The 14,834-nt window shown below is 55.4% G+C and carries 9 protein-coding genes; 8 read left to right on the top strand and 1 reads right to left on the bottom strand.

Annotated elements, in window-relative coordinates; all coding sequences use genetic code 11:
- Nucleotides 1-356 precede the first annotated feature (356 nt).
- The 8 genes from ADB02_RS10030 to ADB02_RS09995 all read left to right on the top strand — a co-directional run bounded on the left by ADB02_RS10030 (nt 357) and on the right by ADB02_RS09995 (nt 13,964).
- Nucleotides 357-1,004, top strand: coding sequence for a hypothetical protein (locus ADB02_RS10030; protein WP_049190903.1), 648 nt, complete (start codon nt 357-359; stop codon nt 1,002-1,004).
- Nucleotides 1,005-1,943: 939 nt separating this feature from the next.
- The gene (locus ADB02_RS10025; RefSeq protein WP_049190900.1) at nt 1,944-4,850 is read left to right on the top strand and encodes a VaFE repeat-containing surface-anchored protein; all 2,907 of its coding nucleotides are present in this window, start codon (nt 1,944-1,946) and stop codon (nt 4,848-4,850) included.
- Between the two features lie 9 nt (nt 4,851-4,859).
- Complete coding sequence (locus ADB02_RS10020) at nt 4,860-5,615, top strand: class F sortase (RefSeq protein WP_049190898.1); 756 nt, start codon at nt 4,860-4,862, stop codon at nt 5,613-5,615.
- 170 nt (nt 5,616-5,785) lie between these two features.
- Nucleotides 5,786-6,145 carry a hypothetical protein gene (locus tag ADB02_RS10015; protein WP_049190896.1) on the top strand — a complete coding sequence of 120 codons (360 nt, stop codon included), beginning with the start codon at nt 5,786-5,788 and terminating at the stop codon, nt 6,143-6,145.
- Between the two features lie 670 nt (nt 6,146-6,815).
- A complete protein-coding gene (locus ADB02_RS10010; RefSeq protein ID WP_049190894.1) occupies nt 6,816-8,450 on the top strand; it encodes a SpaH/EbpB family LPXTG-anchored major pilin in 1,635 nt (544 codons plus the stop codon).
- A gap of 237 nt (nt 8,451-8,687) precedes the next feature.
- Nucleotides 8,688-9,701, top strand: a complete 1,014-nt coding sequence (locus tag ADB02_RS10005) for a class C sortase (RefSeq protein WP_222866229.1) — start codon at nt 8,688-8,690, stop codon at nt 9,699-9,701.
- Entirely contained in the window at nt 9,694-10,623 is a 930-nt protein-coding gene (locus tag ADB02_RS10000; protein ID WP_049171137.1) for a SpaA isopeptide-forming pilin-related protein, read from the top strand. The genes ADB02_RS10005 and ADB02_RS10000 overlap by 8 nt, the downstream gene beginning before the upstream one ends.
- On the top strand, nt 10,623-13,964 hold the full coding sequence (locus ADB02_RS09995) for an LPXTG cell wall anchor domain-containing protein (protein WP_053087290.1): 3,342 nt from the start codon (nt 10,623-10,625) through the stop codon (nt 13,962-13,964). Before ADB02_RS10000 ends, ADB02_RS09995 begins: the two co-directional genes overlap by 1 nt.
- Nucleotides 13,965-14,071: 107 nt before the next feature.
- Here the strand turns inward: ADB02_RS09995 and ADB02_RS11380 are convergent, their stop codons facing one another.
- On the bottom strand, nt 14,072-14,704 hold the full coding sequence (locus ADB02_RS11380; RefSeq protein WP_080969619.1) for a trypsin-like serine protease: 633 nt from the start codon (nt 14,702-14,704) through the stop codon (nt 14,072-14,074).
- Between the last annotated feature and the right edge of the window lie 130 nt (nt 14,705-14,834).

Genomic DNA, 14,834 nt, shown 5'->3' with positions numbered 1-14,834 from the left:
CCCCACTAGTCGGTAACTGATTTCTCAGTCCAACTAATGGGGAGCAGTTCATTAGGTGCCGAGGCGTTTCTGCTGGAAAAGGCGAGCCTGGTTTGGGGTGACCAAACGGCTAGCAATGTGACCCGTGACATGCGACGTTTGGGCATAAGTGCAGGTTAAATTTTGCCGTTATTCTGTTTCCAATTTCCTGGCTGAAGTGGGTCGAATTTCTATATTGTGACCGTTTTTCATCACCGGTACGGTTTTCGTGTGAGCACGGCAGTGGCCGCAAAGGAGAAGGCGAGAAGCCTTTTACCTTCAGCTCTGGGCATCGCGCCACACCATTTATCTACACTTCATTTTTCTAAAGGATCATCATGGATAACCTGTGCAACATCTGCGAACTGATTTCCTGCTTGCCAGCACCGGCTCCGCTGCCGGTACCTGAGTTCAACGTGAACTTCCCGGAGGGCCCGCTGATTCAGGTCGACTCTCTGTTCCCGAACTTCCACTCTCTGACTGAGGGCGGCAACCTGGGTCTGCAGAATATTGGCGGCAATCAGGACAACGCTCTGCAGAACGTCGGTGGCAACCAGGGGCTCCAGAACGCGGGCGGCGACCAGCTGAACGGTGGCGACCAGATTGGCGGCGACAAGCTGGACAAGGGCGACAAGGTCGGCGGCGATCAGGTTAACGACAAGGGCCAGATTGGTGAGCGTCAGTCCGGTTTCCAGACCGGTGGCCAGGATCAGAGCCTGCAGAACGTCGGTGGTGACCAGGGTCTGCAGAACGGTGGCCAGGAGCAGGGTCTCCAGACTGGCGGTAAGAACCAGAACGGCCTTCAGACTGGCGGCCAGGAGCAGGGCCTGCAGACCGGTGGTAAGAACCAGGGTGGCCTCCAGACTGGCGGCCAGGAGCAGGGTGCCCAGACCGGCGGCAACAACCAGGGTGGCCTGCTGGCCGAGGACGGTGCGGGTGACAACCTGCCAGTCGACCTGGACCTCACCGGTGCAAAGGCTATCTAAGGCCGTTTAAGCTGACTTAGGCACTGCACTACAATGACACTGCGCAGCTATTAGCTCTCGCGGCTATTAACACGTAACAGCGCACGAGCGCCTTCTCACTCCTTGCGGAGTGGGGAGGCGCTTTTTTGTGTTTATAGCTGGCGACGTTGGGTCGATCCGAGTTACTGACTGCGTTTATGTCAAAAATGGCCCGAAAAATGTCCTGAAAGCGTCATAAACTCGCACAGTTTCACATTTGCAGTCCCCTATTCAGTCGCGTTTTACATAACGTGATCTGTTGGAATGCCGTGAATCAGACCCATTTTTGTCTATTAACCGCGGATGGAGAGGTTGGGGCGGAGAGGCGATTATTTATGCAGCCGCAATTAGCACACAATTATGTGGCTTATTAAATGATGTCCGGGGATTCTTTTGCAAATAGTCTTGAGGCATCATTTTTGCTCTTAGAGATTTATTGGCTTGCATTTTCATTAGGTGGGGGTGGGGTGTCATTTGTGCCGTAACTCACAATTATGAAAATCGTGACATGGGAGACATTCTAACCCAAATTAATGGGCGGGGATTCATTGAAAAAACTTCATATGCGCAGGTTAATCGTGATTTTATGGGTTGAATGGCTAGGTGTCGTGGCGAAAGGTGGAACTTCGGCATGTGTGTGGTGTCCAAATGTCCACCCCAGAAAAAATATGCAAACAACAATTATTGGCATTGAAATAAAAGGAAATAGGGGTGCCAATTAAATGGTCTAACAAACATAAAATGTATTTGTTATATTCGGGGACGGCCAACGCTATAAATGAGAATTAGAAGGCGATGTCAACTGGGCTACCTGTGATGGGGGCTGGAGACGCTTATGCGTGGTCATTGATTGTTCATTGAAGGCTGGAAAGGTAGCGAAAGGTGTATAACGCACTGAAATCGAAGGAAGGGGGAGGGCTCATGTTCGGTCGTTTTACAAACGAGAAGCGCTGGTTGGCGCTATTTAGCTTCATGGCTGTGCTCGCTCTTTTCTTCGCTAAATCTCCAATAATTGCGCATGCGCAGGATGCAGAAGACACTGGCGAAACCCTGACGATTCAGAAGATTCTGAGTGTTCCTGGAACCGTTAAGGGTGTTGAAGCCAATGGAAATGTCCGTGATTTTGAGCCACTCATTGCGGCATTTGACGAGGCTGCAACACCATTTGGTAGCCACAAAATGGGTTACTGCATTGAGGCCAGCGTCGCCGGTGATCTTTATGACACCGGTCGTGTGCAGAACTTCAGTCAGTTCTCGCGCAGTACAGATACCAATAACAAGCTGCGGAACGACTTTGACCGATACCGGAAGCTCAACTGGATTGCGCACCACGGTTCTCCAGCTGTTGGTTTGGATGAACTGGGGAAGGCGGCTGGAGTTAAAGGACGTCTGAATGTGCTGGATGCCAATAACGCAACTCAGTTCGCTCTGTGGCACTTCTCCGATGACATTGACTTCTCCCAGGGCATTCACAACCCATCGACGAAGGCTGTCTACGACTACCTCACTGGTCCGGCTAACGTCGGTCAGGGCACCGTCGACGGTACGAACCGCACTGGCTACATTTTCAACAATGGTAAGAAACAAGACATCATTGTGATTGACAATGTCACTCCGTCTTCCGGTGAAGTTCCGGCAGAGCCGACGAAGCCGTCCGAGCCAGAAAAGCCAACCGAACCGGAAAAGCCGACTGAGCCGGAGAAGCCGACTGAGCCGGAGAAGCCGACTACACCGACCACGCCTGCGGAGACCACGACCCCGTCCGAGTCGACCAAGCCATCCGAGCCGGAGAAGCCGACCACGCGTAAGCCGTCGATCTCCACTCAGGCTCGCCTGAACGGCAACAAGATTGTTGCGGGCGCTGTGGTTAAGGACATCGTGAAGTTCACCGACCTGGTTCCGGGTAAGAACTACCGCCTGGACGCCACCCTGGTGGACAAGACCAATGCTGATCGCATCCTGGGTACCGGCAGCGTGGAATTCACTCCGGAGACCTCTTCGGGTGAGCAGGCTGTCATGATTACCGTCTCCGATGATGTAGATGAGCCGGTTTCCGCTGCTGTTGCATTTGAAAAGCTGACCTCGACAGAGGTCACCGCCGATGGCCAGGACAACACCGATGGTCAGCGGGTAGAGATCGCCTCCCACGAGGACATTAACGACGCAGCTCAGACCGTTCACGGCGAAAAGCCGGAGCAGCCGTCGACCTCCGAAGAGACCCCGACGACCGAGGAGACAACGGAGCCGTCGTCCAGCGAGACCACTACTTCTGAGACCAGTGAGTCTGAGACTCCGGCGACGTCGGAAAGCGAAGAGCAGCCGAGCTCTTCGACGACTACTCCTAACACCTCCGAGTCCACGAAGCCGGCCGCTCCGACGGAACCGACCGAGCCGACTGACAGCACTGAGTCGCAGACCACGGAACCGACCGAGCCGACTGAGACTACCGAACCGTCTAAGCCGAGCGAGCCAGCTGATACGCCGCTGGAGCCGGAGCTGCGCACGGTAGCCGAGCTTCAGGGCAACCGCATTGAGGCTAATGCCAAGGTTGTCGACACCGTGCATTTCGAGGGCCTGGTGCCTGGTAAGAACTACACCCTCTCCGGTGAACTGGTTAATAAGGCTGATGGCTCTGTGATTGGTCATGGCGAGGCGACGTTCAAGCCGACGTCGGCAAGCGGTACTGTGACTGTCACTCTTGAGGTGTCTGACTCTGTTAAGACTCCTGTTGCTGAGGCTGTCGTGTTCGAGCACCTGACCTCTGATGAGGTCGACTCGACTGGTAAGGAAAGCGCTGGTCAGGTCAATGAGATCGCTGACCACGCAGATATCAATGACGCAAGCCAGACCGTGACTGGAGAGGTTCCGGAGAAGCCGGAAGACACCCCGACTGAGGAAAGCGAAACTCCGTCCGAGGAGACGACCGCACCGGAGACCAGCTCGACTGAGCCGACCACGTCCACCGTTCCGGTAACTCCGAGCGAGGATGAGCCGTCCGAGCAGCCGGAGACGACACAGCCGGAAGAGCCGTCTGAGACGACAACTCCGTCTACGTCCGAGTCCGAAAAGCCGAGCAAGCCGACCAAGCCGACGAAGCCTGCCCAGCCGGAAAAGCCGTCCAAGCCGACCAAGCCTGCCCAGCCGGAAAAGCCGAGCAAGCCGAACCACCCGAGCACCCCAGCGCAGTCTGAGGACAACCCAGCCATCACGACTACTGCCGGCATTGCCGGGAAGGGTCTGGTTGAGAAGGGTGCTGTCGTTATCGACACCGTGCACTTCACTGGCCTGAAGCCGGGCACGAAGTACACGCTGACCGGTGAGCTGATGTGCAAGGAGACAGGCAAGTCCACTGGCGCTAGGAGCCGCCTGCACTTTGTGCCGACGGCATCCGCCGGCACGGTTGATGTTCCAATCATCATCACTGACGGCGACTGCGCTTCTCAGGTTGCCTTCGAGACTCTGACCGATGCCAATGGCAAGGAAGTTGCTGTTCACAAGGACATCAACTCTGCGGCGCAGACTGTCACGAACGGCAAGACCCCGGAGAACACGCCATCTGAGCAGCCGAAGGATGAGGGCGAGCAGAACACGCCTAACGACGATTCCTCTGCACCTACCAGCGACTCTGCCACCCCGACCACTGTGATTAATCAGCACTTGGAGCAGAACAACACCAACGTCACCATCATCGGTGGCACTGGCCAGGATAAGCAGAAGAACCACGGAAAGCCGTTGGCTCCGAACTCGGAACGACGTGCAATTAGTTCGGTTCCGTCTGGCCCGACCGGTTTGGCTACTCACGCTCTGCCGACGGTAGCCACCAACTAAGGAGATTCCATGACTGATCAGTTTGGCTCGGACGAGACCGGCAAGGAACCTGGCAACACACCAGGATTCGAACCGGAAACCGAAACCGGCGCACTCGACCACGTTGATCCGTTTGACCAGGACGAAGACCAGGCCGACGGCCAAGTCGAAGACCTGCAGGACGTGCCTTGGTGGAAGCAGCCACGGGTGTACATCGCCGCTATCGCATTAATCGGCGTTATCGCTCTGCTGGTGATTGCCCAGATCAATCGCAATGATTCGACGCTCGATGGCGCGCAGGAGAATCTTCCTACTCCAGCACAGGGTTCTCGGGGAGCTGTGCACGAGATGGAGATGCTCATTGATGGTAAGTCGGCTCCGATTGATTTCGTTCAGCTGACTGATCAGGGGTCTCTGATTCCACCGACCGATGTTTCGCGCCTGGGCTGGTACTCAGCTTCAGCGATTCCCGGTGAGAAAGGTGCTGCTGGTTCGTCCGTCATTACCGGTCACGTCAATGAGGTGGATCAGGGTGATGGTTACGCTGCACGTTTCGCTGACCTGAAGGCTGGTGACACTGTCACGGTGAAGGTGGATGGCGAAAGTCGAGACTTCACCGTCAGCAAGGATCCGATCCAGGTGGTCAAGGGCGCTCAGATGCCTGAGGTCGTCAACGATGCAGTTGGTGAGAACCGCTTGGTCCTCATTACCTGCGGAGGCGAGTTCGTCGGCGGCACGTTGGGTTACGCCGACAACATCATCGTCGAGGCCACTCCAGTGCGCTGATCTGGTGCGCTAGGGCGCTGGGGCGCTGGGGCGCAGCCTCGATTCATTGACCAATTTCATTGGCTGCGGCTGTTGAACGCTGTCGAACAACGGTGGCGCCGGCAGTCGCAGAAAAACACAGAACAAATCTGCAGAAAACCTGCAGAAACACTGAAGATAAGGAAGTTCCTATGAGCATGTTGAAGAAAATCGGTGTCTGGGGTGTGGGCGCACTCGTGCTTGCCGCTCCGGTTGCTACTGCCGCACAGGCGGTAGCTGCACCTGCAAACTCTGCTGACACTGCAGTTGTCGCTCCGGGCAAGGGTGGGTTCCTGCACTCGGGCAAGCTGGCCGTCAACCGCTACGTCTTCGAGCTTGAGCACCGCGATGGCAAGGACTACGTCAACATCACCTTCACCGGCGATCACAGCGCTGACGTGCAGATCATGCCGGATGGCATGACCCCTGAGGGCAAGAAGAAGGTCGAGCAGATTGGTGACGTCCTCAAGCTCAACGGCTACAACGATGTTCACTACTGGGCGGTTCTCTAAACGTCCCTACTGACGCGGCAGGGCGCCCCGTGTCGCTTACTGCCTCTGTGCTTTTACGGGTCCTAGCACAGGGTGGTGCGCCGCGGGGCGTCCTTGCCCCAAAGGTTTTTGCTTTCGCTTGACGACGTTGTCGTGACTGTAAAACCTGGAAGGTTGATGAGTCCTCATTTTCCCGGCGTGCGCTGGGGTGATAGCGGTTGTACATAGGAGCCATCACTATGAAGCAATTGTCTACCCCCATTTTTGGGTGTGTTTGATTGTGTGGGAAATTGAGAGGGTTTCGGCCTCGATTGGGAAAAACCGCTGTGACCTCGATAAAAAGATATTAATCTCTTGCAATTCTTACGTTTGTGTAGGTTTTTCGGGTGCTTGGTTTGGCGGTATGTAACCGTCGGGTATCGGTTGGAAGTGAAACGAGTTAAGTTATTTGTAAGCGGTTCACTGAGCGCTATTAACCGAGCGAGCAATGGGCTTGAGCTGCAATGTTTCGACCAGCAAACATTAAAGTTCATAACGCTTAGGCTTAAAAGGTTAGACAGACTGGTCTTTCCCTTAAGGAAAGTCTCAGTTTTGGCAAGTCGGGGAACGATGGTGTCGCCGTCTGGAGTGAATCGCGAGACGTATTGAAGCGTGTCGCTTCATTTTGGACTTCTGTAAAGGACCTGTTTTCGTGAATAAGTTCTCTCGTACCGCCCGCTCGGTAACCTTCGCTGCCATCGTCGGTCTGTCGATGGGCGTCTCCGCCCCGGCTGCAATCGCTCAGGACACTGCCGTCAACCAGGCTGCCGGCAACTCCCCTCTGGTAAATAAGGACGCCAAGGGCTCGCTCACCATTCATAAGTTCGGTAACCCGACCAGCGAAGGTCAGCCGTCTGGTACCGAAGCTGACGTCCAGGACGTTATTGCCAATGGTGGCGAGAAGCTCGCAGGTGTCGGCTTCACCGTTTACAAGATCAACAAGACTGCAGATGGCGCTACCCCCATCGATGTCACCACCAACGAGGGTCTGCTGGCTGCTTCGAAGCTGAAGGCTGGCGAGTTCGCTACTGGTACCCAGGCGACTCAGGCTCTGATTGACAACGGTACCCTGACGCAGGTCGCAACCGGCACGACCGACCAGGACGGCAAGTGGAACGTTGGCCAGGATCTGGCTCTTGGCGCTTACCTGGTTGTTGAGACCGGTCCGAAGGAAGGCTATGACCCGGCTGTTCCGTTCATCGCTTTCGTTCCGATGACCAGCAATGGCAAGGTAGGCGACGAGACTCAGGGCACCACCTGGAACTACGACGTTCACGCATTCCCGAAGAACTACAAGGATGAAGAGCCGACCAAGACCGTTAAGGACAAGGACCAGAACGCCGGCGACAAAGCGCTGGTCTACACCGTCACGGGTACCGCTCGCCAGCTGAAGCCGAACACGGAGCGTACCCAGTTCCAGATCACTGACCAGATTGACCCGAAGCTGGAAGTCACCAAGGTTGATGTCAAGGTTGTCAAGGCAGATGGTACGGAGCGGGCTCTGTCCGAAACCGACGACCGCGACGGTAAGTTCTTCGAGGGCAACAATGTCGATGTCAACCTGAAGCCAGACGTTGCAAAGACTCTTGGTACTGGTGACAAGGTCGTCGTTACCATCACCACCACGCTGAAGCCGCAGTTCAAGGAAGCTACCGACATCGCGCCGAACACCGGTTTGGTCTTCCAGAACAACCCGGACGGTTCCGAGAACAGCACTCCGAAGGAGACTCCGAAGGTCAAGACCTACTGGGGTGGCGTGCAGTTCAAGAAGGTTGATGGCGACCGCAACGCTCTGGAAGGTGCCGAGTTCCAGATTGTCCGCCAGGCTGCTGGCCAGAAGTGCTCCGACATTGACACCACCAAGAAGGACTCCTGGACTCCGGTTAACGGCCAGCAGGGTGACGAGGTGAAGACCACCTTCGTCTCTGGCCAGGACGGTATCGTCAAGATTACCGGTCTTCACGTCAACGACTTCGAAGACAACGCTGAGGTTGTCGAAGGCGAACAGTCCCACTACTGCCTGATTGAGACCAAGGCTCCGAAGGGTAAGGAGCTGCTGCCGGAGGCACTCGAGTTCAAGCTGGTTGCTAAGCAGACTGCCCCGGAGCGTGTTTACGAGCTGGCATCCGTCCAGGTCGGCGCTAACCCGGGTGAGGTTGTTAACTCCGACGACACCACCCCGAACCTGCCGATGACCGGTGGTGCCGGTGTTGGCATCCTGGCTGCTATCGGTGCAGCTATCGTCGCAGCTGGTGCATGGTTCGCCCGCCGCGGTTCCAAGAACTAAATCCGAGTAAAGGCTCGGCCACTGGAGCGCTTTAGCTCCAGTGTTGAGGGAATAGCGTGCGTTCAACAGCGCACGCCATTCCTGTAGTTTGCGCATCACTGAAATTACTGTTGCGGCCTTTCGATGTGCTCTTTTTCAACAGCAGGCATCTCTACGCCGGTGAGAAAGAGAAAGGCCACATCCCTTTTTGATTGACTTCTTGGGAGTTCCTCCGTGGGTAAACACTCTGCGTCTACTCTGACGCGGGACGCATCAGCTGAGCGGCCTGAACAGCCTGAGCAGGCGAAAAAGAACAGCATGGTTCTCCCCGCAATTTTGGTGATTGTGGGCTTGCTTGTGATGCTGTACCCGGTTGTCTCCACGGCATTGAACAACTACGGCACCTCTAAGGCGGCCAAAGAGTTTGCCAAGCTGGAAAAGTCCGTACCCCAAGAAGTTAAAGATGAACAGTGGGAACGCGCTCACGCTTACAACGAGCGCCAAACCACCGGCCCGATTCTGGACCCGTGGCTTAACGAAGTTAATGACCACAACCCCGAGTACGCCGCTTATCTCGATCAGCTAAACGCTACCGACGTGATGGCGCGTCTGATTTTCCCAGAGATTCAGGCCGACCTGCCGATTTACCACGGCACCAGTGATGAGGTGCTCGCCAAGGGGCTCGGACACCTATACGGATCCGATCTTCCAGTCGGCGGTGTTGGAACCCACTCCATCATTACCGGTCACACCGGACTTACTAACGTAACGCTCTTCGATAACCTGCGGAAAGCAAAAGAGGGAGACGCCTTCTATATCCAGGTCGCAGGCCACAAGCTGAAGTACGAAATTGATCAAATCAAGGTTGTACTTCCGCATGAGACCGATGATCTTCGTCCCGTTGACGGCCAGGACTACATCACCCTCATCACTTGCACCCCTTACGGAATCAACACGCATCGTCTGCTAGTGCGTGGGCACCAAGTGCCGATGGATCCGTCGGAAAGCAATGTCTTCGACCAAACGCACGGAGCTGGATGGCAGTGGTGGATGTACGCCCTGCTCGTAGCGGTGTTTGTGCTTGGCACAGGCTTTGCGTGGTGGCTCTGGCGCCAACGCCTCGACGCCGACGAAGAGCTTGACGACGACGCCGAGAACGCGGACGTCGAGACTGCTGATGGCGACGCAGACAGCGATGAACTCGCTGACGGCAGCGAATCAGCGTCCGAGGATAATAACAACACTTCGTGGTGGGAAAACGACAATGAATAAATATTTGACATCCACCTGGAACCGGATAGCTGCGTTCTTAGCTGCCTGCGCTCTGGTTGCAGTGATGGGTGCAATCGGCGCGAATGACGCCAACGCGGCCAGGATTGTTGGACGCGTGGACGCTCCGGGCGTTTCAGCAACGAGCGGCACTGACATTGTGCGAATTACCTTGAGCCCAGGAAACCCGGACGATGATAATTCGTCGGCATCGGGCTCTATTTCTGGCGTGACCATTCATCTGGAACGTCTCAAGGGAATCTCGCCGGCGAGCCAGCAGGACCGCGAGAAGGTGGAAAACGCCACCGCAGCTGAGCTTGCCGAGTGGCCGAAAGACCTCCACTTCAGCCAGGTCACTGACGAAAACGGCTCTGTTAAATTCAGTGATTTGCCGGAGGGCATCTATCTTGTGACCTCGACGGCTCCGAATGACAGTTACCGGGAGATCAACTCCTTCTTGGTATCGGTGCCGTTCTACGGTGCGGGCTATGACTCCACGCCGGTAGAGGGCGTCATTGTGGCGAAGTCGCATAAGCCGGGGGAGACGCCACCACCGTCGACACCTCCAACGACTCCGCCGAAGACCCCTCCGACAACGCCACCGGGAACACCGCCGACTACGCCGGGAACATCGACCCCGCCGAAGACGCCTCCGACGACGCCGACAACTCCGACAACTCCGGGTGAACCGGGAACCTCGACGACAACGTCGACTACTTCCATGCCACCTGGTGAGCCTGGTACCTCGACGCCTTCGGGCTCGTCGGGTTCATCCTCAAGCTCGGGAAGTAGCGGAGGATCTGGCTCCCTGGCACTCACCGGTGTGCAGGTAGCAGGGCTGGTAGCCGTCGCTGCAGCACTAATCGGCGGAGGATTCGTCATTATCGCTGCTAGCAAGAAGAACTCAGAAAGTGGGAAGAACTAATGTTTTCGACAACATTCCGCTTGCCGGATTCAATGCGAACTACGCTTCGCATGTTCTTGGCTGCTTTGCTAGCGGTAGCTCTCGTTGTCAGCGGTCAGGCTTTTGCTCCCACCGTGCCGCAGGCGCAGGCGCAGACAGAGGAGCAGGAGACCCAGCTCGATTCCGATGACCAGAGCAGCGTCGATGAAGGAGGGGCTGCTGAGCCTCTCGATGACTCCGGAGCACTAGAGGTGTCACCGGAGACAGAGGCTGTGCCGCAGATGGCGCCCCGTGCGGCGACCCCTTACGCAGCGGAGAATCGTTCGTTCACGATTCCTCAGCAGCAGAAGTACACACAAAAAGGCGATCGCCATATTCCTAATTACAAGATTCCCGCCGACCAGCTCAGCGGTGGGACTCTGACATTGGGCGCAGGCACGGTTGTCACGCTGGAATCCAAAACCGTCTTTTATCCTGCACCAAACCCGGCTGACTTCACGGTGTATTACACGGGAACTGATGGAAATTGGTACGAGACCAAGGCAACTTATAAGAAGGTTAGCGGCAAAAAGTTCGAGGTAACCCTGCCGGAAATTACCATCGGCGGCGCTGCGGAGATTGAGTTTAAGGGAGTCCACCGTGGCTCACCGAACACTGTGATTTCTGCAAAATTTGACGTAGTCGGCGGAGAAACAGATCCAACGGAGCCGACTGAGCCCACCGAGCCGGAGAATCCGGAGCCAGAACCAGGAACGGTAACTCCTGCGGATCCGACCCTTGTTGATCCTGCGACTGCACCGGAGTGCGTGGAGAAGGCTTACATCAATATCCCGGACACCAAGGGTGTTGATTACTACCTAAACGCAAAAAAGACGCCTGCCGGACCTCATGTCTATGAGCAGAACAAGCCGGGTTCAGTCAAGGTCACTGCTGTAGCGCAGCCAGGTTTTAAGCTTGCTCCGAATGCGCGTACCGAGTGGACTTTCAATCTAAGTGGTGAAGTTAAAGACTGCTCAAATTCTTCTGAAGATCCCAAGCCACCGGCTGTCGAAGGGCGTCACTTTGATGCCATCGGCCACGAGTTTGCAGTTAAAGCTGACCCAGTAGATCCGAAGAAGCCCAATGCCTTTACGGCTAAGGTGACTGAGGAATCTCACATGAAGTACGCAACCGTGCGTATCGAGACTGACGCGACCTTCTTGGACCCGCAGAAGTACAATCTCACCCTGGATCAGATCGAGCCAGGTGTCACCTTGCAGAAGCGCAACGTCAATATTGGCAATGGCTTCATCACTATGGACGTCGTGCCGGTAAAGAATGGCAAGCCGGTTGACTCTGCCGTTGTGCCGAAGGATGCGGTATTCACCTTCACTAATAATCTCTCGCAGAACAAGAATTTGAAGGTCACTCTGGATGTCTACGGAGAGAAAAAGGACGAGCAAAAACCACCGGAGATTATTTCGCCACCAGATGGAGCTAAGTGGGTGCATGGGCGAGTCCCTAACCCGCCGATGCCACAGCGTTGTGGCCTGCGCATTGCCGTAGTAGCAGACCTTTCGACATCGCTCCGTTACGCAGATACTGATGGTTTCGAAGCATCTAAAAAGGCCGCGAATGCATTTATCGATTCCCTGCAGGGCACCCCAGCCGAGCTCGGCATCTATAACTTCGCAAGTGGCGGTCCGGCTAATCAGGCTGGAACGACACACGGTCAGAACCCACCATATATTTCAATGCTGTCGGAGCAGGGCGTCCAGCGAGCAAAGGACGTAGTTAAGAACTGGAGCTATAACGCAAATAACAGTGCTACGAACTGGGAAGCGGGCCTGAAGCAGGTCAAGGATAACGACTACGACGTGGTGTACTTCATCACTGATGGTATGCCCACGACCTCCTCGACAATCAAGAGCAAGGGCATCGGTGGTGAATTCGTTCAGGCTAGTGCTCTCAACGACGCAATCAAAGCATCCAACGAACTCAAAGCTGCCGGTACCCGTGTTGTGCCGCTCATGGTCGACCTGACTCTTGGCGGGCGAAGCAGCCAACGCCCCGTTGTAACGAATGATCTGGTGCTCAAAGACGCCAAGCGCATTGCCTGGACAGCAGATCCGGGACAAAGTCCAGGTTTGTACTACAAAATTCGAAGTGACCACCCGAAGGCTAGCCACGCCAATTACATCGGCACCGACATCTTGGTGAACCTGAAAATGGCGTACGACGCGGCCGGCAGCCAGACCCTGCAGGTGTATGAGCGTCTACCCAATGGGAGGCAAGAGACGGTCACTCTCAATCAATCGAGGTGGACCTACGGTACGCGTGATGTCAAGACCATGGGCGAGGATATCTCGGGCACTGATGACACGGTGAGGGTGTCTAACTACAGCAAGCTTGCCGAACAGATGAAAACAATCGCCCAAGACGTAACCACACGATGCAACGGTGTAGTGAAGGTCAAGAAGAGGATTGTCGATGAAAACGGCAAGGTTCTCGAAGACGGTGCCCCTGGTTGGGAGTTCACACTGTCCGCAAATAACAATGTCATCGGTTCTGGTAATGGCCCGCTGGTTCATCAGTCGATGAAGGTAACCTCCGGTTCTGAATCCGACAAGGGTACTGCATCGTGGAACATTGAAAGCGAGCGTGAGCAGTCGCTGGTTCTGACTGAAACACAGAAGCAGGGCTTCACTTTGTTCCGCCGCGGTGACACCTTGGATTCCACCGGTGACTTCAACGCCGTATGTACTCAAACCCGCGACGGGAAAACCTCACCTCTCAAGGTGGAAAATGTGGGCGAGTTCGGTTTCCGCGTAAAGATGTCGGAATCCAATAAGGTCCTGTCTTCCGTCTCCTGTGTCGTCGATAACTACGAAGCGCCGGACACCAAGCCGGGCAAGCTGACCTTGGAAAAGGCGGAGTACGTCGATGGTGAGGGAGTCAAGATTCTACCGGGACTTGGTGGTGCAACCTTCGATATCTACCCCTCGGCTGGTGGGCAGCCGGATTACAGTGGAGGACCGGTCTACACCATCACGCCTGCTCAGAAGTCAATTGAAATCACTGAAACTGGCACTTTCTACCTTGTAGAAACGATGGCACCGGCAGGACTTAGCCTGCTGCCAGAGCCAGTAGCTTTTGAAATCTCAATTGACCAGGAGACCAAGGAGTACACCGTCTCAGTGGTAGGTGGCAGCAGCCCGCTTATCAAGGCCGAAGGCTCCGGCGAACTCATGATCATGCAGGTGACCGACACCAAGACCGGTAAGCTGCCAAAGACCGGCGGAAACGGAGTTCTTCTCTGGACACTGTTTGGTGCGGTAGTCGCAAGCTGCGGTTGGTTCTGGACTCGCCGCCAGCAGTCCTAATAACAAGAATGGGTTCTGTGCAGTCGCCTGCACAGAACCCATTGGGCAGCACAAAGAACAAGACTCGCGTCCCACCCATCAGGAAGCCCTACGCAAACAAAGCCCTTTTACCAGGGTGAGTTAGCGGTGATATAGGAACCAAGCTGCTGCCCGTTCCCATCGATGATGTTCCAGGTAGTCGATACAACGCCGACAGCGCCTTTTTCCGGAACCCATACAGGGCCACCGGAATCGCCTCGTTGAGCGTGTACGTTCTGAACCTGTAGAGCGTTGTCCTCGATTTGGTATGCCTCGCGATCAGCGGCTAAACCGCAGGAAACTCTCCCCGTAGTGTTTCCGTATATGCAGACTGTCTCGCCAGTTTGAACATCTGTGGGGGATAGAGTCGAATCGCCTGAATACGAATTCTCACCGGCAGTAGCGGGGTCATCAAGCGAGACAACTCCAATGTCGTTTCCTGTATCTAGTGAATGGTCATAGGTGGGAGACGGTTGGAATACTCCAATTTTCTGAAAGGTCCCATCCGTCACTGTGTCTCCGTCTTGTCCACAATGACCTGCAGTGTAGATTTGCGAATTGGTTTTGTCGACATAGCCGGCTGTACAGACACTAGCCTGTGGTCCATTAGCGTGAACGATGACAACTGGATCGCCTTGGTTGATGGTGGCCGCGTAGGCCGGTAGTCCGGTTGTAGCGGTGATAACGGCAGTGACAGTGAAAATCCATGAAGGTCTATTCATGGGGAAATCTGCTCCTCAGTGAGTTGGTCGGTGGCGGCCCAAAAACTGGTTGTGGCGTTTTCAGGTCGCGCATTGAAAAGCATTTCCTCAGGCTGTGGTTCCTAGAGGGCGAATACGAACGCGCAAAGTA

Source organism: Corynebacterium sp. 212_CJEI (genome assembly GCF_001055915.1).
GTDB classification, from domain to species: Bacteria; Actinomycetota; Actinomycetes; order Mycobacteriales; family Mycobacteriaceae; genus Corynebacterium; species Corynebacterium jeikeium_D.
The sequence above is the reverse complement of the archived record's forward strand: the minus strand, read 5'-3'. Positions and strand labels throughout refer to the sequence as shown.